The sequence below is a fragment of the Neisseria sp. LACPHL-SPEC-2024-00856 genome (genome assembly GCF_047915665.1).
GTDB classification, from domain to species: Bacteria; Pseudomonadota; Gammaproteobacteria; order Burkholderiales; family Neisseriaceae; genus Neisseria; species Neisseria polysaccharea.
This window is the reverse complement of the sequence record NZ_JBLRPR010000009.1, coordinates 14,375-33,236: the sequence shown is the minus strand read 5'-3', so window position 1 is coordinate 33,236 and position 18,862 is coordinate 14,375. Positions and strand designations below refer to the sequence as shown.

Sequence of the window (18,862 nt, the reverse complement as noted above, 5' to 3'; positions counted from 1 at the left end):
CGGCATCGGGGCATAATCCTTTCCATAGGAAAACGGGACGGAGGGGAAGATGTGGTAGCTGCCTTCGCCTTGCTTCTTTTTGTCTCTTACGCATATTGCTCCATTAATGCCACGATAGGCATTAGCTCCGGTTCTGAATCTGAGCGATAGCTGTCTATAACTGTTTCGTTTCCATTAAAAAAATGAACATTAGCACCACTATCAAGCATAGCTTTCAAAACATCTAATCGTTCGGGCATATAGCCTATCATTGCTAGAGGAATCATATTGTCTTCATCGGCTATATTCGGATTTGCTCCTGCCTCCAGCAACGCTAATGCTGCATCGCCGTTTCTGGCACGCATGGCGTAATGTAGTGGAGTCATGCCGTATATATCTTGGGCATTGACTGCTACGCCTTTGTCCAGATAGAACCGGACGGTTTCTAGCGGTGAAGGACTGTGAGGATTCATATTAATGCGGTGCAGATAGCTCCATTTTTCAGACGGCGTGATTTTCAAAGGATCAAACTGGCCGCTGTCTGCCGTTTTTTGCAGAAATTTGATATCGCCTAGTCTGTTCGCTCGAACAACCTGCATGCCGATATCATTTTTATAAGGATCTAGTCTCATTTTATTTTCCTGTCGTTAAAAATTTTTCCATATCATCTCTAATATCTTCTAAGTCATCAATACCTGGTTTCTCATAGCGATGACTCAAATTATCCTTAGCATTTTCCAGCTTAAAGATACTCGGCCGCGCATTAACATAATCGTTCAATTGTTGTGATGGCGTATCGTGCCGATGACGGTGATTGGTGGGACGTATTGGCGTTTTTCGATTTGTAGGAACAGGTGGGTGAAGACGGTATATTTTCGGATGGGAATGCGAGGAGGAAAAACGGGCGGATTGAAAAAGTTTGATGTGCAGGTATGTGTGCTTTCGGGACGGTCTTTGCCGAAGCTGATGCCGATTTTGGCATGCCGTCCGAAGAAGGCTTTTCTGCCGGTAAAGGATAGAATGGGGGGCAATGCCGAAACGCTGGCGCACGTCATTAAAAAACGGATGCAGGCGGAGGTTCGGCATTGCCTCCCGCAAAAATGTTATTTTTTTGATGTTCCTCCACGGCTTTTGTCTGTTGTGGGCGGGTAGCCGCTATGTTCGGACGGCATGGCGGACGCAACGGTTATGTCGTCTGAAACACGGTGCGGATTATAATGCCGAGGAAATTTCGTTGCGGAGTTTGTCGAGAAACCTGCCTTGGCGGACTTGTTGTGCGGCGGTGTCGTAATCTTGTCGGGCAAACGACTGTTTCAGACCGCAGAACAGTTTTTCTTGTTCGGTGCGGATTTCGTTGTCGAGATTTTTCAAGGATTCAAGGTCTTTGCCCGCCCGTGCCTCCATCAGCGTTTCGCGCCATTCCATTTGCTGCATAAGGAATTCGGGGGCGAAAGAGGTATGCTCCGGCGCGTCGGCATCGATACCCGATGTTTTCAGCAGGTAGGCGGCGCGGTCGATGGGGTTTTTCAAGGTGCGGTAGGCATCGTTGATGGTGGAAGACATCATTACTGCCTGCTTTTGCTCAAAGGCGGAAGCTGAAGCGAATTTATCGGGATGGAAACGGGCGGCCAAGGCGCGGTAGGTTTGTTCCAAGTTTTCGGTGTCGATATCGAAAGCGGGTTCAATCCGGAAGAGGGTGAAATATTGGGACATAGTAGGATGATAAATGTAAGATTTTGGCAGAAAACTGTTTTTGCCTTATAATCTGCGGCTTCTTAAACGAAAGGACTGAATATGGGCGGCAAAGTGCAGCACAATAAAGGCAAAATACGCGACAATGCTTTAAAAGCCTTAGTGAAATCCGATTTGTTCCGGCACAAGGTGGAACGGAAAAGGAAAGGCAAAGGCAGCTACAACAGGCAGGAAGCGAAAAAATGGCGGGACGGTTTTGATACTGTCCCGCCATTTTTATGTCTTAAACGTGGAAGCTCTCGCCGCAGCCGCAGGAGTCTTTGACATTCGGGTTTTCAAATTTGAAACCTTCCTGCAAACCTTCTTTGGTGTAATCGACTTGTGTGCCGTCCAGATAAACCAGGCTTTTCGGGTCGATATAAATGCGTGCGCCGTGTCCTTCGAAAATCAGGTCGTCGCCATCGGCTTCATCGACAAATTCAAGGTTGTACGCCATCCCCGAGCAGCCGCTGGTTTTCACACCCAAGCGTACGCCCAAGCCTTTGCCGCGTTTGGCGAGATAGTCATTGATGTGTTTTGCGGCATTCTCGGTAAGGGTAATCATATTTCTTCCTTGTTGTATCGCCCCGGACAGACCCGAAGCGGAGGGCGGTTCGGACGGCATTGTGGGACGATGCCGTCTGAAGGGCTTTATCTGTTTTCCTGACGTTTGCGGTAGTCGGCAACGGCCGCTTTTACCGCATCTTCAGCCAAGATGGAGCAGTGGATTTTTACCGGCGGCAATTCCAATTCTTCGGCGATTTCGCTGTTTTTGATTGCCAGTGCGTCATCAAGGCTTTTGCCTTTGACCCACTCGGTAATCAGGCTGGACGAAGCGATGGCGGAGCCGCAGCCGTAAGTTTTGAATTTCGCATCTTCGATGATGCCTTCGTCGTTCACTTTGATTTGCAGGCGCATGACGTCGCCGCAGGCGGGCGCGCCGACCATACCGGTGCCGACAGACTCGTCGTTTTTGTCGAAAGTACCGACATTGCGGGGATTTTCGTAGTGGTCGATTACTTTATCGCTGTATGCCATGATGTGGTTTCCTTAATGTTTTTTGATGGTTTCAGTGGTTTGTTTGCCGATTTTCAGACGGGCTGGGTCAGATTTTACACGCGCCGCCTTCGCAGCCGTCGTCGTTTTCCGAATCGACACCACCCTCTACGGTAACGCCGTCAAAATCTTCGAGCAGGTTGTCGAGATTGTCGAGGTCAAGTTCTTGTTCGTTCATGGGTTGCATCCTTAATTTGAAGGTTGTGGCATTGGGGTCGTCTGAAAAGGTCTTTGTGAGGTTTCAGACGACCTTTGTTGTTTTTAATATATAGGCAGGTTGGTTTGTTAAACCCAACACTTCGAGTGGATTGATAGGTTTGTTGGGTTTTTAACCCAACCTGCGATTACTGTAATTATCTAAAAGAAACATCTCTTGCTTTCTCATCATACAAATATTTTTGGCGAAGTACCGCAACATGAATTACAGCAGGAATTGTTACACGGTAAGCAGGACCTGCTATATCAATCGCAGTCCATAATCCTGTAATAGTCCAACCAATCGGGCCAGCTAAAACAGACATTGTTCTTGTTAAAGCTGCGTTACCTGCTAAACTTAGCCCTCTTCCTAAAATAGCCTTCATAATATAATTAACAATGATTAAGGTCAGCTGGTATGATTTAAACCCACCTGCTCTAAATACTGCTTGAAATATACCCACTAGTGCTTCTGGTGTAATTCCTGAAAAGTTTTTAAGTCCTAAATTTCTTGCCAAGTCTTGCAATTCAGAATGACTTAATTTTTCTATTGAATCCTCTAGAATTTTCATTAATAGATGTGTTTCTATCTTTTCAACTGATGAGCTATTGTTATAATTAACTTTTAATTTATCACATACATCAGTTAATACTTCCTTGTAAAGTATTCCTTCTCCTCCTCTTAATAATGTAGCAAAAGTATTTGCACCAAAACATTGAATTTCTGCTGCTATCAATTTCCAATACTGATGGTGGTCCGGATAGTATTCTTTATATGCGCTACTCTCACTTAATTCTTCTGTAAATCTTTTCTCACCATCTTTATCATGAGTTAGGCAATATACAAGGTCATTTAAATCTTCTGATTTAATCTCTGCCAAAAATTCCAGATCAGTGTCACAACGATACGCCATTTCTTTTTATATCCCTTTAGGAGTTAGAAATAAAATTAATAAGAATAGTTTTTTGGCTATCTGAAACAAAATCCTTCTCCTTTTTCAGATAGCCTATTTAGATTATCAATGCGCCGCCCACTCAATCGAATTCAAATCAATCCCGTCTTTAAACATTTCCCACAGCGGCGACAGTTCGCGCAGTTTGCCGATTTTGGATTTGATCAGTTCGGCGGCGAATTGCACTTCTTCTTCGGTAGTCATGCGGCCGAAGGTGACGCGCAGGGATGAGTGTGCTAATTCGTCGTTGCGGCCAAGTGCGCGTAAAACGTAGCTTGGCTCAAGGCTTGCGGAAGTACAGGCGGAGCCGCTGGATACGGCGAGTTCTTTCACTGCCATAATCAGGCTTTCGCCTTCGACGAAGTTGAAGCTGACGTTCAGGTTGTTCGGGGCGCGGTGTTCGAGGTCGCCGTTGATATAGACTTCTTCGATGCCTTCGATGCCTTTGAGGAAGATATCACGCAGTTTCAGGTAGTGCGCAGTGTCTTGTGCCAATTCTTCTTTGGCGATGCGGAAGGCTTCGCCCATACCGACGATTTGGTGGGTCGGCAGGGTGCCGCTGCGGAAGCCGCGTTCGTGGCCGCCGCCGTGCATTTGGGCTTCGAGGCGGACGCGGGGTTTGCGGCGGACGTACAGCGCGCCGATGCCTTTGGGGCCGTACACTTTGTGCGCGGACATCGAGAGCAGGTCGATTTTGGCAGCTTCGACATCGACAGGCACTTTGCCGCAGGCTTGGGCGGCATCGACGTGGAAGACGATTTTGCGTTCGCGGCAGATTTCGCCGATGGCAGGAATGTCTTGCACCACACCGATTTCGTTGTTCACCCACATTACGGAAATCAGGATGGTGTCGTCGCGGATGGCGGCTTTGAGTTCTTCCAAATCAATCAAACCGTTTTCCTGCACGCCAAGGTAGGTTACTTCGAAACCTTGGCGTTCGAGTTCGCGCATTGTATCTAAAACGGCTTTGTGTTCGGTTTTGACGGTGATGAGGTGTTTGCCTTTGGTTTTGTAGAAGTTTGCCGCGCCTTTGATGGCGAGGTTGTCGGACTCGGTCGCGCCGCTGGTGAAGATGATTTCTTTAGGGTCGGCATTAATCAGGGCGGCGATGTCGGCACGGGCTTTTTCGACGGCCTCTTCTGCTTCCCAGCCGAATGCGTGGCTGTTGGAGGCGGGGTTGCCGAAGGTTTCGGCCAGATAGGGAATCATTTTTTCGGCAACGCGTTTGTCAACGGGGGTGGTGGCGGCGTAGTCGAGATAAACGGGGGTTTTGACGGTCATGGTTTGCTCTTTCTTTTTCGGGTGTTATTTAATGGATGTGTGTAAATTGGACGACGCGGCTGCCGTCACCGCTGTTTTTCTGTTCGATGATGCTTTGCAGGGTAACGCTGCCGAGGTAGTCGTTGATGGTTTTGTTTAAATTCTCCCAAAGGTCGTGCGTCAGGCAGGGCGCGCCGTGGTGGCAGTTGGCTTTACTGCCGCATTGGGTCGCGTCCAGCCGGTCTTCGGCGGCGGCGATGATTTGGGCGATGTTGATGTGTGCCGCCGGTGCGGCGAGGATGTAGCCGCCGCCGGGCCCGCGCAGGCTTTCAACCAGTCCGGCGCGGCGGAGTTTGCCGAACAATTGCTCGAGATAGGAGAGGGATATGTTTTGGCGTTCGCTGATGGCACTGAGTTTGACAGCACCGGTTTGCGCGTTCATCGCCAAATCCAGCATAGCGGTAACGGCAAAACGCCCTTTAGTAGTCAGTCTCATGGCGGTGGTTGCCCGTGTCGGCTTTTTTATAGTGGGCGGAATTGTCCAATATCTGAGTGTTTCAGTCAAGTATGGGGGCGGATTGCGCGATTGGCTGTTTAAATCGGCAGATTGATTGGTTTTTAATATTTTGATTTTAATTTGTTATTTTTGAATTCTAAACCTTATGCCGCTTGAAGTGGGAGCGGCGACGGGTGCAGTAAATGTTGAAATGATTTGCCTTATAATCAATATTGATATACATTATCTATTTCATATAAAGTTATTCAGGTATTCAGGGGGCGACAAATGAAACGTGATTTGAGCAAAATGACCTGCATCGAAGACTTGCGCCGCGTTGCCAAGCGCAAAATGCCGCGTATGTTTTACGATTACATCGATTCGGGTTCGTGGACGGAAACGACTTATCGGGAAAATACTTCGGATTTCAAAGACATCCGCTTCCGTCAAAAAGTATTGGTCAATATGGAGGGACGCAGCCTTGAGACTAAAATGATCGGGCAGGATGTGAAAATGCCGGTGGCGATTGCGCCGACGGGTTTTACCGGTATGGCACACGCAGACGGCGAAATTTTGGCGGCGCGGGCGGCGGAGAAGTTCGGTATTCCGTTTACGTTGTCCACCATGTCTATCTGCTCGATTGAAGACGTTGCCGAGAACACCAGCGCGCCGTTTTGGTTTCAGCTTTATGTGATGCGCGACCGCGAGTTTATGGAAAACCTGATTAAGCGCGCGAAGGATGCCAAATGTTCGGCATTGGTATTGACCGCCGACTTGCAGGTTTTGGGTCAACGCCACAAAGACATCAAAAACGGCCTGTCCGCGCCGCCGAAACCGACCATCGCCAATTTAATCAATCTGGCGACCAAGCCCGAATGGTGCATGAAAATGCTGAACACGGAACGCCGCACGTTCCGCAATATCGTCGGACACGCCAAAAACGTCGGCGATTTGTCCTCGCTGTCTTCATGGACTTCCGAACAATTCGACCCGCGCCTGAGCTGGGACGACGTCGCCCGCATTAAAGATTTGTGGGGCGGCAAGCTGATTATCAAAGGCATTATGGAACCTGAAGACGCGGAAAAAGCAGCGAAAAGCGGTGCGGACGCATTGGTCGTTTCCAACCACGGCGGCCGCCAGCTCGACGATACCGTGTCCGCCATCAAAGCCTTGCCCGACATCGTTAGTGCAGTCGGCAGCGACATCGAAGTTTGGATGGACAGCGGCATCCGCAGCGGTCAGGATATTTTGAAGGCGTGGGCTTTGGGTGCGAAAGGCACGATGATAGGCCGGGCGTTTCTGTATGGTTTGGGTGCGTATGGTGAAGAAGGCGTAACCCGTGCGCTGGAAATCCTGTATAAAGAAATGGATATATCTATGGCGTTTACGGGATACCGCGATATTCAAGATGTCGATGCCTCGATTTTAAGGGGTAAAGATTGGGGTAGGGAAACGGTTTAGATACTGAAAAATACGATGCCATCTGAACACAGGGTTCGGACGGCATTATATTTTTCATTCCCATTCAGGCGGCGGATGCCGCCGTGTTCATCAGGCGCAAGGCTTTCAGACGGCATATTTCCTTTTGATATTCTGCTAAACCGACAAATTCTCCGGTTTCAGTGTAGACGCGTATCGGCGTGTCGGAAGGCAGGTCTTCCTCGAAACGCGGACGTTGTCCGCAGCGGAGCATATGGACGGCATAATCGTTTAAAACGGTTTGGGGAAAGTGTGAAACCAATACGTCGCAGGGCAGAAGTAGGCTGTCGCGTTCTGTTTCGTCCAAGTTTGCCAAGGCTTCGAGCGTGTGGCTTTGGGCAATGGTAAAGCCGGCGGTTTCGGTGCGGCGCAGAGCGGTCAGGTGGGCGAACGTGCCGATGTGTTTGGCGATGTCTTCGCTAAGGGTGCGGATATAGGTGCCTTTGCTGCAACGCACGCTTATCACGGCTTTGGGCGCGTCAAACTCGGTAATATCAATGGCGTAAATGGTGATGTCGCGCGGTTTACGTTCGATGACGATGCCTTTGCGGGCGTATTCGTACAGCGGTTTGCCTTCGTGCTTGAGGGCGGAAAACATCGGCGGCACTTGGCGGATGTCGCCTGTCAGTGCTTGGCATGCCGTCTGAAATTCGGCCAAGGAAATATCGGCGCGTGCGGCAGCGATGATTTCGCCTTCGGCATCACCCGTGCTGCTGGCTTCGCCGAGTTTCAGCGTGGCGGTGTAGGCTTTGTCGGCATCCAGCAGGTATTGGGCGAACTTGGTCGCTTCGCCGAAGCAGACGGGCAAAAGTCCGGTTGCCAAAGGATCGAGTACGCCGGTATGCCCTGCTTTTTCGGCACGGAATAAACGCCGCGCTTTTTGCAGGGCGGTGTTGCTGGAAAGGCCTTCGGGTTTGTCGAGAAGAAGAACGCCGTTGACCGGGCGTTTGGCGGGTTTATTGGTCATATTAATTAGGGAATATTAATGTTCAGACCGTCTGAAAGGGTTCAGACGACCTGCGTGTTAGCTTAATTCTTCATTCAATAATTCACGAACAGATTGTTTTTCATCAATTAGATCAACGCTGATTGCATCAAAGCCATTTCGTTTTAATGAGTCAAAACTAATGATTCGGCCATCAATTAAGGGGACTTGTCCTTCAGAATTGACGAAATCTTCATATTCATCTTCATAGTCTATATTGTAATAAAGATGGATCAGAACTCGGTAAGTATACTCATCCAAATCAGTTAACATTCTGTTTTGCTTTTGATTTAGGCTATATTTGTTGCAAAACATAGCGTTATAGCCATGTTCCGCGCCATCAAACAGTACGATTTCATCGCCGCTTACAGCTTCTACCGCCACAATTTTTACCGGAGCCTTATCAGTATCGGTAATCAATCCATCAAAAGGCTCTCCATAGTAACGGATGTGGAAAGTATCTCTACCTTGGCAGGATAATGAAAAGCAACGATGCCTGCCTTCAATTTGCAGGCTATCACTATGTGCATAGGCGGCTAAATGTTCGGGAATCAGATTGTTCATTTTAGCAGTATCAGTCTTCAACCAGTTTTTCCGCCGCCACTTGGTCGATAAGGGCAGACAGGTTCATACCACGCTCTAAGGATTCGTCGTATTTGAAATGGAGTTCGGGGATTTTGAACAGTTTGATGCGTTTGGCCAATTCACTGCGGAGGTGTCCGCGTGCGTGTTCCAGCACTTCTTCCGTAATTTCGCGCGCGTCTTGGTTTAACACCGTATAGAACACGGTGGCATGGCTGTAATCTCGGGTAACTTCGACTTCGTTGACGGTAATGAAGCCGGCGCGCGGGTCTTTCAGTCCGGTACGGACGAGTTCGGCAAGCTCGCGCATAATTTGTTCTTTGACACGGTCTTGGCGGGCGTAGCCGCGTTGGGGTTTTCTCATGAATATCCTCAGATTTCAGATTTGGTTTCAGACGGCATTTTTGCCGCTGGGGCGGTTGCGAAAGGGCGTATTATAGCCGAATCGGCGGGATTTTAAGGTAATACATTGATAAGAACGGATATAGTTATTATACTTGGCAACCCGAACGGCGCGTGCCGTTTCTGTAACGCATACATTGTAAAGAAAGCCATGTCCAACGAAAACCGTACCTGTTCCTTTTGCGGAAAATCCAAATCACACGTCAAACATTTAATTGAGGGCGAAAACGCCTTTATCTGCGACGAGTGCGTCTCAAACTGTATTGAAATATTGCATGAAGACGGAAATGACGGCACGCCTTCGGAAAGTGCCGGAGGGGAGCCGGAAGAATCCGGCAAGCTGCCCACGCCCGCCGAAATCGTCGCCAACCTCAACGACCACGTTATCGGTCAGGAACAAGCCAAGAAGGCCTTGGCGGTGTCGGTGTACAACCATTACAAACGCCTGCGCCATCCTAAAGTCAGCGGTAATGTCGAATTGTCGAAATCCAACATCCTGCTTATCGGTCCGACCGGATCGGGTAAAACCCTGCTGGCACAATCTTTGGCGCGCAAACTGGACGTACCGTTCGTGATGGCGGATGCTACAACTTTGACCGAAGCAGGTTATGTCGGTGAAGACGTTGAGCAAATCATTACCAAGCTTTTGGGTAAATGTGATTTCGATGTTGAAAAAGCACAACGCGGCATCGTCTATATCGACGAAATCGATAAAATTTCGCGCAAAAGCGACAACCCGTCGATTACCCGCGACGTATCCGGCGAAGGTGTGCAACAAGCCTTGCTGAAACTGATTGAAGGTACGGTGGCCAGCGTTCCGCCCCAAGGCGGCCGCAAGCATCCGAATCAGGAATTTATCAACGTCGATACCACCAACATCCTGTTTATCTGCGGCGGCGCGTTTGCAGGCTTGGAAAAAGTAATCCGCCAGCGTACTGAAAAAGGCGGTATCGGTTTCGGTGCGTCTGTTCACAGCAAGGACGAAAATGCCGACATTACCAAGCTGTTCGGCATCGTCGAACCGGAAGATTTGATTAAATTCGGTCTGATTCCGGAATTAATCGGACGTTTGCCTGTGATTGCAACTTTAGAAGAACTGGATGAGGACGCGCTGATTAATATTTTGACCGAGCCGAAAAATGCTTTGGTCAAGCAGTATCAAGCCTTGTTCGGTATGGAAAATGTCGAGTTGGAATTTGAAGAAGGCGCATTGCGTTCCATCGCGCGTCAGGCAATGGAGCGCAAAACCGGCGCGCGCGGCCTGCGTTCCATCGTCGAACGCTGCCTACTCAATACGATGTACCGCCTGCCCGATTTGAAAGGCTTGAAAAAAGTGGTGGTCGGTAAGGCAGTCATTGAAGAGGGCAGGGAACCGGAATTGGTGTTCGAGTCATGATGGCAAACAAAACCGCTTCGGAACGTTGAACCACGTTTCCGAAGCGGTTTTTTGTTTCTGATGCCGTCTGAAGCCTTCCTGACTTCAGACGGCATCTGCTTTCTGCCTAGGGGCGGTTTGCGGCGGCAAATTCTACCAGCGCGTTTTCCAGACGCTCCAAACCTTCCGCCATATCCTCATCGTTCAACAGCAGCGAAGGCGCAAAACGCAATACGTCCGCACCTGCAACCAAAATCATCACGCCGTGTTTCAACGCGGCGGCGGTTATTTCGGCGGCACGCCCGCGATAAGGCGCGTCCAACACGCATCCAAGCAGCAGCCCCATCCCGCGAACTTGCTTAAACACGCCTGTTTTCCTGCCAAAAGCCAGCAATGCCGTCTGAAGTTTCTGCCCCTGATCGCGGACGTTGTGCAAGGTTTCCGGCGCGTTGATGATGTCGAAGGCGCGGCTGCCGACCGCACACGCCATCGGGTTGCCGCCGAAAGTCGAGCCGTGTGTGCCCGGTTGGAAGGCGGCGGCAATCTTTTCTGTCGCCAGCATCGCGCCGATCGGAAAGCCGCAGCCCAATGCCTTTGCCGAACTCAAAATATCGGGAACAACGCCGTAATGTTCATAGGCAAACAGCCTGCCCGTATGCCCCATTCCGGTTTGAACTTCGTCCAAAATCAACAATGCGCCGTATTTGTCGCACAGACGGCGCGCGGTTTGCAGATATTCCGCAGTGGCGGGCAGGATGCCGCTTTCGCCCTGTATCGGCTCGATGATGACCGCGCAGGTCTGTTCGCCGACGGCAGCTTCCAGCGCGGCAATATCGTTGAACGGAACGTGCGTAATGCCTTGGGGCAGCGGTGCATAATCCTTGCTGTATTTCGGCTGGCCGCCGACGGACACGGTAAACAGCGTGCGTCCGTGGAAACTGTTGATACAGGCGACGATTTCGCTTTTGCCTCCGCCGAAACGGTCGCGGGCGTATTTCCTTGCCAGCTTCAACGCCGCCTCATTCGCCTCCGCGCCCGAGTTGCAGAAAAAAACCTTGTCGGCAAAAGTGTTTGCAACCAATTTTTGCGCCAATTCCTGCGCCGGCCGCGTCGTATAGATATTGGAAATGTGCCACAGCTTGTGCATCTGCGCGTTTAAAGCATCGACAAGGGCAGGGTGGCAGTGTCCCAGCGCATTAACGGCGATGCCGCCTGAAAAATCAATATATTCACGCCCTTCCGTATCCCAAACGCGGCTGCCTGAAGCGCGTTCGGGAATCATCGGGGCAAAGGCGAAATTGGGGGTCAGATAGTTTTGCATAATTGCTCCTGATTGCGGTTTTGTTCGGGATTATGCACCGTTTTTCAAGGCGGATAAAGGGAAATTGCCGACAATATCAGGCAGCGGTAAAAATAAACCAGAATATTTTCAATCGGATAGATGAAAAATCAAAAAAATTTCGATAAAATGCTTGAGGCGAGGCGGCGTTTTGATTTAGAATATCGTTCATATTTTTATCTTCAGACGGCATTTCATCATGCAAGGCAAAATGTTTACAACCGCTTACTGCTATTGGTACCACACAGACGTGCGGTACTTTTTTGCGCTTGCTTGAAATCCATCCCATACGCAAAACAGGCCGCTCGAAAACGGGGCGGCTTTTTTGTTACCTTCACACAGGTCGCCCGATTCGGCAACACACGGCAGAATCAGGAAAATGACCATGAATGCAATGCCCCAAACCGCCGCACAAAACGAAACCCTGCACACTTGCAGCATTATTGTCGATGATGCACAGGATTTTTCCCCCATGCTTCTCGATGCAGGGCGGGACGACACACTCATCAGCGAATCGATGATTCCGCAAATCCGCACCGTTGCCGCCCTGATGGCCGCCGAACGGCACGACTTCAGCCGCAGCAGCCCCGCCGAGTTTACCGATGCCGCCGATTTTTTTGCCGCACGGATTCTCGTATTGGGCGTGCGCCGCTTCCATTTGGACGTATCGCTGCTGCAGATTTTGAAAACCGCAAACAAGCGCGCCCGCCGCTTTGCCGAAAAACACCGTCTGTTTTTCGTCCCTGCCGAAGCCGAATTGAGTTTGAACAAACACAAAAACCGCCGCCTGCTGACCGTAGAAACCGAACACGAAGTCGAAAACAAAGGTAACCCAGTCGCCAACAGCCTCGCATTTGTCCGCAAACTGCACACCCTGCCCCTGTAAACATCACGATTTGCCGGCAGAATGCTTGCCAAAATTCCCGACGGCGATACAATAAAACCGATTTTCCACCCAAACAGGACACACATGAAAAAAATCATCGCCTCCGCGCTTATCGCAACATTCGCACTGACCGCCTGCCAAGACGACACGCAGGCGCGGCTCAAGCAGCAGCAGAAACAGATTGAAGCCCTGCAGCAGCAGCTCGCACAGCAGGCAGACGATACGGTTTACCAACTGACTCCCGAAGCAGTCAAAGACACCATTCCTGCCGAAGCACAGGCAAACGGCAATAACGGTCAGCCCGTTACCGGCAAAGACGGGCAGCAGTATATTTACGATCAATCCACCGGAAGCTGGCTGCTGCAAAGCCTGGTCGGCGCGGCGGCAGGCGCGTTTATCGGCAACGCGCTGGCAAACAAATTCACACGGGCGGGCAACCAAGACAGTCCCGTCGCCCGGCGCGCGCGTGCCGCCTACCATCAGTCCGCACATCCCAATGCGCGCACCAGCAGGGATTTGAACACGCGCAGCCTCCGTGCAAAACAACAGGCGGCGCAGGCGCAGCGTTACCGCCCGACAACGCGCCCGCCCGCCAATTACCGCCGCCCCGCTATGCGCGGTTTCGGCAGGAGGCGGTAAATCCGGCGCGCCAATGCCGTCTGAAGGGCTTTCAGACGGCATTTTTGTATTTGTTTGAGGGGGCATTGTTATGTCGCTGTTTGATTTTCAGACGGCATTTCCTTTCCAAGCGTTTGATGTCGGGATGGCAATTCTGATTTACGTGCGTTGGCAGGGCGGCATTGTCATGCCGCCGTTGGGTTTTCAGACGGCATCATATCGAACAGTCAAGCCGTAGGGCGAGCATTCTTGCCCACCGTTGCAAGGGCGGGATTTGGTGGGCAGGAATGCCCACCCTGCATCTGAAACCCTTCCGTGTCATTCCCGTGCAGGAAGGAATCTAGATATTTGAATTTACGGAAATTTTTAATCTTTTCCAAAGCGGAAAAGGGTTTTTATAGTGGATTAACAAAAATCAGGACAAGGCGACGAAGCCGCAGACAGTACAGATAGTACGGCAAGGCGAGGCAACGCGGTACTGGTTTAAATTTAATCCACTATATTGCAGATTAATCCTTTGGGTATCAAAGCCGGGCGGTGCTGAAACATTGCAAAAATGCCGTCTGAAACTCGAAATCGGTTTCAGACGGCATTGGTTTATGCGGCAGGTTGGGGCTTAGCGGTCTTTGTAACGGCGTTCGCCTCTGCCTGCAAAAGAATCGCCGGCTTTGCGTTTGCCTTTGAAGCCTTCGCCGGTTTTTTTGAAACCGTCTTTTTTAAAGCCTTCTTTCTTGAAACCTTCGCCGCGCGTTTTGCCGCCGAAGCATTCTTTGCCCGGTTTATGATCGCCGCGCCAACCGCCGGATTTGCGATCGCCCCGGCCGCCTTTACCTTTCGGCTTGCCGCCGGCCGGTTTGCGTTTGCGTGTCGGTTCCATGCCTTCGATGGTCAGTTCGGGCAGTTTGCGGCCGATGTATTTTTCGATTTTGTGGACTTTGACGTATTCGTTCACTTCGGCAAAAGTAATCGCAATACCGGTACGGCCTGCGCGGCCGGTGCGTCCGATGCGGTGGACGTAGTCTTCCGCTTGTTTCGGCAGGTCGTAGTTGATAACGTGGGTAATGGTCGGCACGTCGATACCGCGTGCGGCTACATCGGTGGCAACCAAAATTTTGCAGCGGCCTTTGCGCAAATCCATCAGCGTGCGGTTGCGCCAGCCTTGCGGCATATCGCCGTGCAGGCAGTTTGCGGCGAAACCTTTTTCGTACAATTCATCCGCGATGACTTCGGTCATGGCTTTGGTGGACGTGAAAATCACGCATTGGTCGATGTTGGCATCGCGCAAGATGTGGTCGAGCAGGCGGTTTTTGTGGCGCATATCGTCGCAGTACAGCAGCTGCTCTTCGATTTTGCCTTGGTCGTCCACGCGTTCGACTTCGATGACTTCAGGGTCTTTGGTCAGTTTGCGCGCCAGTTTGCCGACCGCGCCGTCCCAAGTGGCGGAGAACAATAAAGTCTGACGGTCGGCCGGGGTGGCTTCGACGATGGTTTCGATGTCGTCGATAAAGCCCATGTCCAACATGCGGTCAGCTTCGTCCAGAATCAGCACTTCCAAGCGGGCGAAATCGACTTTGCCGCTTTGCATCAAGTCCATCAGACGGCCCGGCGTGGCGACAATCAGGTCAACCGGTTTACTCAGGGCGCGGGTTTGGTAGCCGAAAGATGCGCCGCCGACGATGCTGACGGTGCGGAACCAACGCATATTTTTGGCGTACGCCAGCGCGTTTTTCTCCACTTGCGCCGCCAATTCTCGGGTCGGCGTCAACACCAATGCGCGCGGGCCTTTGCCCGGTTTTTCGCTGCGTTTGGTCAGCCGCTGCAACGTCGGCAGCAGGAAGGCGGCGGTTTTGCCGGATCCGGTTTGCGCCGAAGCCATGATGTCGCGCCCTTCCAAAGCAAACGGAATGGCTTGCGCCTGAATCTGGGTCGGGCTTTCGTAACCCTCGCTGCTCACGGCGGACAAAATGTTTTTATCAAGGTTCAAATCGGCAAATTTAATAGACATGGCTATCCTAAAGAGACAACAACGCGCACGTCTGAACGGTTTTCAGACGACCTGAAGCAAAGGAAAGTAACGATACGGAAAATGTGAAGTTACAGGGTTGTCGCAAGCATCTTGCTTGTGGTTAACATCGACGACAACCTGCACAGAAAGGCTTGGCAATAAGCAAGCAATAAAAGAAACGCGCCCGAAACGGCGGTTTAGGTTGGAAGACGATGGCTTCGTATAAAAAGGCGAACGGCGGATAATATAGATTTTATAGACAACGGTCAAGCAAAAAAGCATCAAGTGCGTTAAAATCCAAACCCTTCCCAATACTTATTCAGGCCGTCTGAAACCATGACCGACATCACACCCTTCGCCAACCGCATGGGCAAAAACATCAAACACCTCATGAAATGGGCGAAACGCAACAGCATTGAAGCCTGGCGCATTTACGACCGCGACATTCCCCAATTCCCCTTTGCCGTTGATGTTTACGGCGACCAAATCCACCTTCAGGAATACGATACTGGCTGGCTGATGCAGCCCGGAGAATACGAAGCGTGGCTTGCCGAAGTATTGGAAGCCGTCGCCTTCGTTACCGGTTTTGCGCCCGAACAAATCCATCTCAAACGCCGCGAACGCCAAAAAGGTTTGCAGCAATACGAAAAAACCGGCAAGGCGGGCGAAGATTTCGTCATCACCGAAAACGACCGCAAGTTTTGGGTCAACCTTGATAAGTATTTGGATACGGGGCTTTTTTTGGATCATCGAAACACGCGCAAAAAAGTCGGCGAAACGGCGGCGGGCAAACGTTTTTTGAACCTGTTTTCCTACACCGGCAGCTTTACCGTCTATGCCGCCACCGGCGGCGCGGCATTCAGCGAAACCGTCGATTTGTCCAACACTTATCTCGATTGGGCGAAACGCAATTTTGAATTGAACGGCATCGATACGGAACGGCACAAAATCGTCCGCGCCGACGTGTTCCAATATCTTCAGGCGGCATATGGGGAAGGCAGGCGGTTCGACCTCATTGTGATGGACCCGCCCAGTTTTTCCAACAGCAAGAAAATGTCCGACATCCTCGACATCCAGCGCGACCACAAAAAGCTGATTGACGGCGCGGTGAAGCTGCTCGCTTTAGACGGCATTTTGTACTTTTCCAACAACCTGCGCAGCTTCGTTTTGGACGATGCGGTATCGGAACAATACGCCGTGAAAGACATTTCCAAACAATCCGTTCCCGACGATTTCCGCAACAAGAAAATCCATCAGTGTTGGGAAATCCGCCACAAATCTTAAGGGTGCGAAAAAGCCGCCGGAATCTTCCGGCGGCTTTTCGATTGCGCTTTATCAGGCGATGGAGGCTTCGACAAAGGCGGTCAGCTGACCTTTTGCCAATGCGCCGACTTTGGTGGCGACGACTTCACCGTTTTTGAACACCATCAGGGTCGGAATGCCGCGCACGCCGAAACGGGACGGGGTGGCTTCGTTGTCGTCGATGTTGATTTTGACTACTTTCAGACGGCCTTCAAATTCGGCGGCAATGTCGTCCAAAATCGGGGCAATCATTTTGCAGGGGCCGCACCAAGGAGCCCAAAAGTCCAGCAGGACGGGGGTATCTGCATTTAAAACGTCTTTTTCAAAAGCGGCATCGCTGGTGTGTACAATCAATTCGCTGCTCATTATTTTTCCTTTTCGGTTGGGATTGGCACGATAGCGTGCAGGATAGGGCTTGAACGTAAAAATTTCAAGGGGGATGTTCGGATAATAGTTTTTTTGTACCGTCCCCATCGTCTTTGCAAATTCAGTCGATGGCACGGATTGCATTATATTTCTGAAAATTACTTTTATTATCAAAATGTAATAAATATGTTTGAGGCTGTACAGAAGCGCGCGGGCGGTGTATGCTTTGTTTAAATAGATTCTTAAAATATGAATGTTAAAAATAAACCCTAAAACCCTATAAAAGGAACCCTGCCATGACTGATTTTTCCGTTTGGGAAACTGCTCCCTTTGGTGCGACTGTCGATCATATCCTGCAACGCTACCACAATGTACACCGTGCACAATTTGAAGAATTGGTGCCGCTGGCGCAAAAAGTGGCCCAAGTTCATGCCGACACCTTTCCGGCGGAAATTGCCGAGCTGCTTGCCTATATGCAGAACGAACTGCTGATGCATATGATGAAAGAGGAAAGGATGCTGTTTCCGATGATTAATCAGGGTGTCGGCCGGGGTGCGGCGATGCCCATCAGCGTGATGATGCACGAACATGAAGAACACGACCGCGCCATCGCACGGCTCAAAGAGCTGACCGATAATTTCCAAGCGCCCGAAGGAGCCTGCGGAAGCTGGACACGGCTTTACGCTTTGACCAAAGAAATGGTGGACGACTTGAACGACCACATTCATTTTGAAAACGATATTCTGTTTGCCCGCGTACTCGATTCTTAAGGAACGGGAGCCGGATATTTCCATGCCGTCTGAAATACGGTTTTCCGTTTCAGACGGCATTTTCATGTTTCAGCCCAGCAATTCGGGCGGAATGCGGCACACGGGAATCGGGTTGATTTTGTGCTGCATCGCGCGGTGCAGCCGCGTATAGATTTTCAGAACTTCGCGCTGCCGCCCTTCAAAATCTTCGGGTTTGCGCGTGCCGTACACGCCCATTGCCCACTCCAGTTCGGGATAGCTTGCGCCCATCTGTTCCTCATCGGTGCGTTCCGTATCCCACAGGCCGTCGGTCGGCGGGGCTTTTTGAATCGCCTCGTCCACGCCCAATGCTTCGGCAAGCCGGTAAACCTGCGTTTTGGTTAGGTCGGCAATCGGGCTGATGTCCACGCCGCCGTCGCCATATTTGGTAAAAAATCCCACGCCGAAATCTTCAATTTTATTACCTGTCCCCGTAACCAGCAGTCCGTGTATCTGCCCGTAGTAGTACAGGGTCAGCATACGCAGGCGGCTTCTGGCGTTGGCGAGGGAAAGCGGCTGATTGTCAAATGCCGTCTGATGAATGCCGACGGTTTGCTCAAAGGTCTGGAAGGTGTCGGTCAGATCGACCGTTTGCGCGCTTACATTGGCATATTGCCGTTGCAGATTGCGGATGTGCAGCCTTGCCCGCTCAAGCTGGTCGGGGTGTTGGCGTATCGGCATATCCAGAAGCAGCGTGGTGCGGCCGGTGCGGGCGGCGAGTGCGGAGACGACGGCGGAATCGATGCCGCCGGAAACGCCCACGACAAACCCTTTTGCATTTGCCTGAGCGGCGTATTCGTCCAACCATCGGGCGATATGTGTGATAACTGCCTGCGTATCCATTTTTCCTCCTGTCGAAAATATCCGCATCATAGCTTGTCGGCGGTTCAATTTGAATAGATTGCAGGCAGGTTGATGAATATTTTTCCCATTCCCCGCTTAAAAAAGTCATACGGGAAAAGGCGGGCGGCAAGATGGCGCGTGTTATAATATTGTTGACAATTTAGGCGGCCCGATGTCGCCTTGGGCTTCAAAACACATTCATATTTTTTATTATTTGATTGA

The 18,862-nt window shown here is 50.8% G+C and carries 24 protein-coding genes; 7 read left to right on the top strand and 17 right to left on the bottom strand.

Going from position 1 to position 18,862, the window contains the following annotated elements; translation table 11 throughout:
• Positions 1 to 86: 86 nt before the first annotated feature.
• The 3 genes from ACNAU7_RS08445 to hscB form a co-directional block, all read right to left on the bottom strand.
• A complete protein-coding gene (locus tag ACNAU7_RS08445) occupies positions 87 to 611 on the bottom strand; it encodes an ankyrin repeat domain-containing protein (protein WP_070814418.1) in 525 nt (174 codons plus the stop codon).
• Between the two features lie 144 nt (positions 612 to 755).
• Positions 756 to 1,010, bottom strand: coding sequence for a hypothetical protein (locus tag ACNAU7_RS08440; RefSeq protein ID WP_153063546.1), 255 nt, complete (start codon positions 1,008 to 1,010; stop codon positions 756 to 758).
• 181 nt (positions 1,011 to 1,191) lie between these two features.
• A complete protein-coding gene (gene hscB, locus ACNAU7_RS08435) occupies positions 1,192 to 1,692 on the bottom strand; it encodes a Fe-S protein assembly co-chaperone HscB (protein WP_416301947.1) in 501 nt (166 codons plus the stop codon).
• An 81-nt stretch (positions 1,693 to 1,773) separates the two neighbouring features.
• Here hscB and ACNAU7_RS08430 point away from each other — a divergent pair, with 81 nt between their 5' ends.
• Entirely contained in the window at positions 1,774 to 1,995 is a 222-nt protein-coding gene (locus ACNAU7_RS08430) for an alternative ribosome-rescue factor A (RefSeq protein WP_003751095.1), read from the top strand.
• Here the strand turns inward: ACNAU7_RS08430 and iscA are convergent.
• The 6 genes from iscA to iscR form a co-directional block, all read right to left on the bottom strand.
• Positions 1,955 to 2,275, bottom strand: a complete 321-nt coding sequence (gene iscA, locus ACNAU7_RS08425; RefSeq protein WP_002216984.1) for an iron-sulfur cluster assembly protein IscA — start codon at positions 2,273 to 2,275, stop codon at positions 1,955 to 1,957. The two genes, ACNAU7_RS08430 and iscA, sit on opposite strands and share 41 nt — an antisense overlap.
• 86 nt (positions 2,276 to 2,361) lie before the next feature.
• Complete coding sequence (gene iscU / locus ACNAU7_RS08420) at positions 2,362 to 2,748, bottom strand: Fe-S cluster assembly scaffold IscU (RefSeq protein ID WP_002213175.1); 387 nt, start codon at positions 2,746 to 2,748, stop codon at positions 2,362 to 2,364.
• 67 nt (positions 2,749 to 2,815) lie between these two features.
• On the bottom strand, positions 2,816 to 2,944 hold the full coding sequence (locus ACNAU7_RS08415) for a hypothetical protein (protein ID WP_003712319.1): 129 nt from the start codon (positions 2,942 to 2,944) through the stop codon (positions 2,816 to 2,818).
• 175 nt (positions 2,945 to 3,119) lie between these two features.
• On the bottom strand, positions 3,120 to 3,875 hold the full coding sequence (locus ACNAU7_RS08410; RefSeq protein ID WP_416301946.1) for a DUF3944 domain-containing protein: 756 nt from the start codon (positions 3,873 to 3,875) through the stop codon (positions 3,120 to 3,122).
• A gap of 105 nt (positions 3,876 to 3,980) precedes the next feature.
• Positions 3,981 to 5,195, bottom strand: coding sequence for an IscS subfamily cysteine desulfurase (locus tag ACNAU7_RS08405; protein WP_416301945.1), 1,215 nt, complete (start codon positions 5,193 to 5,195; stop codon positions 3,981 to 3,983).
• Between the two features lie 28 nt (positions 5,196 to 5,223).
• On the bottom strand, positions 5,224 to 5,670 hold the full coding sequence (gene iscR / locus ACNAU7_RS08400) for a Fe-S cluster assembly transcriptional regulator IscR (protein ID WP_416301944.1): 447 nt from the start codon (positions 5,668 to 5,670) through the stop codon (positions 5,224 to 5,226).
• 288 nt (positions 5,671 to 5,958) lie between these two features.
• Between iscR and ACNAU7_RS08395 the strand changes: the two genes are divergently transcribed.
• Positions 5,959 to 7,131, top strand: a complete 1,173-nt coding sequence (locus ACNAU7_RS08395; RefSeq protein ID WP_416301943.1) for an alpha-hydroxy acid oxidase — start codon at positions 5,959 to 5,961, stop codon at positions 7,129 to 7,131.
• 64 nt (positions 7,132 to 7,195) lie between these two features.
• Here ACNAU7_RS08395 and truB read toward each other — a convergent pair whose 3' ends face one another.
• The 3 genes from truB to rbfA are packed head-to-tail and all read right to left on the bottom strand — an operon-like array spanning position 7,196 to position 9,080.
• A complete protein-coding gene (gene truB, locus ACNAU7_RS08390; RefSeq protein ID WP_416301942.1) occupies positions 7,196 to 8,116 on the bottom strand; it encodes a tRNA pseudouridine(55) synthase TruB in 921 nt (306 codons plus the stop codon).
• A 57-nt stretch (positions 8,117 to 8,173) separates the two neighbouring features.
• Positions 8,174 to 8,698: a hypothetical protein gene (locus ACNAU7_RS08385; protein WP_416301962.1), complete on the bottom strand. Its 525-nt coding sequence runs from the start codon at positions 8,696 to 8,698 to the stop codon at positions 8,174 to 8,176.
• Positions 8,699 to 8,708: 10 nt separating this feature from the next.
• On the bottom strand, positions 8,709 to 9,080 hold the full coding sequence (rbfA, locus tag ACNAU7_RS08380; RefSeq protein ID WP_416301941.1) for a 30S ribosome-binding factor RbfA: 372 nt from the start codon (positions 9,078 to 9,080) through the stop codon (positions 8,709 to 8,711).
• A gap of 189 nt (positions 9,081 to 9,269) precedes the next feature.
• Here rbfA and clpX point away from each other — a divergent pair, with 189 nt between their 5' ends.
• Positions 9,270 to 10,514: an ATP-dependent Clp protease ATP-binding subunit ClpX gene (gene clpX / locus ACNAU7_RS08375; RefSeq protein ID WP_416301940.1), complete on the top strand. Its 1,245-nt coding sequence runs from the start codon at positions 9,270 to 9,272 to the stop codon at positions 10,512 to 10,514.
• Between the two features lie 106 nt (positions 10,515 to 10,620).
• On the opposite strand, the gene ACNAU7_RS08370 is transcribed toward clpX, so the two are convergent.
• Positions 10,621 to 11,814 (bottom strand): aspartate aminotransferase family protein, encoded by a 1,194-nt coding sequence (locus ACNAU7_RS08370; protein ID WP_416301939.1) that lies wholly within the window; start codon positions 11,812 to 11,814, stop codon positions 10,621 to 10,623.
• Between the two features lie 76 nt (positions 11,815 to 11,890).
• The gene (locus ACNAU7_RS08365; protein ID WP_416301938.1) at positions 11,891 to 12,121 is read right to left on the bottom strand and encodes a hypothetical protein; all 231 of its coding nucleotides are present in this window, start codon (positions 12,119 to 12,121) and stop codon (positions 11,891 to 11,893) included.
• 96 nt (positions 12,122 to 12,217) lie between these two features.
• Here ACNAU7_RS08365 and ACNAU7_RS08360 point away from each other — a divergent pair, with 96 nt between their 5' ends.
• Together ACNAU7_RS08360 and ACNAU7_RS08355 are read left to right on the top strand one after the other, a co-directional pair.
• Complete coding sequence (locus ACNAU7_RS08360; protein WP_416301937.1) at positions 12,218 to 12,718, top strand: hypothetical protein; 501 nt, start codon at positions 12,218 to 12,220, stop codon at positions 12,716 to 12,718.
• An 84-nt stretch (positions 12,719 to 12,802) separates the two neighbouring features.
• Entirely contained in the window at positions 12,803 to 13,357 is a 555-nt protein-coding gene (locus ACNAU7_RS08355) for a hypothetical protein (RefSeq protein ID WP_025458473.1), read from the top strand.
• A gap of 595 nt (positions 13,358 to 13,952) precedes the next feature.
• Here ACNAU7_RS08355 and ACNAU7_RS08350 read toward each other — a convergent pair.
• Positions 13,953 to 15,341 carry a DEAD/DEAH box helicase gene (locus tag ACNAU7_RS08350; protein WP_416301936.1) on the bottom strand — a complete coding sequence of 463 codons (1,389 nt, stop codon included), beginning with the start codon at positions 15,339 to 15,341 and terminating at the stop codon, positions 13,953 to 13,955.
• Positions 15,342 to 15,677: 336 nt separating this feature from the next.
• Here ACNAU7_RS08350 and ACNAU7_RS08345 point away from each other — a divergent pair, with 336 nt between their 5' ends.
• Entirely contained in the window at positions 15,678 to 16,625 is a 948-nt protein-coding gene (locus ACNAU7_RS08345) for a class I SAM-dependent methyltransferase (RefSeq protein WP_416301935.1), read from the top strand.
• A gap of 51 nt (positions 16,626 to 16,676) precedes the next feature.
• Here the strand turns inward: ACNAU7_RS08345 and trxA are convergent, their stop codons facing one another.
• Entirely contained in the window at positions 16,677 to 17,009 is a 333-nt protein-coding gene (gene trxA / locus ACNAU7_RS08340) for a thioredoxin TrxA (protein WP_416301934.1), read from the bottom strand.
• A 296-nt stretch (positions 17,010 to 17,305) separates the two neighbouring features.
• Here trxA and dnrN point away from each other — a divergent pair, with 296 nt between their 5' ends.
• Complete coding sequence (dnrN, locus tag ACNAU7_RS08335) at positions 17,306 to 17,779, top strand: iron-sulfur cluster repair protein DnrN (protein WP_416301933.1); 474 nt, start codon at positions 17,306 to 17,308, stop codon at positions 17,777 to 17,779.
• Positions 17,780 to 17,848: 69 nt separating this feature from the next.
• On the opposite strand, the gene nadE is transcribed toward dnrN, so the two are convergent.
• A complete protein-coding gene (gene nadE, locus ACNAU7_RS08330) occupies positions 17,849 to 18,670 on the bottom strand; it encodes an NAD(+) synthase (protein WP_416301932.1) in 822 nt (273 codons plus the stop codon).
• Between the last annotated feature and the right edge of the window lie 192 nt (positions 18,671 to 18,862).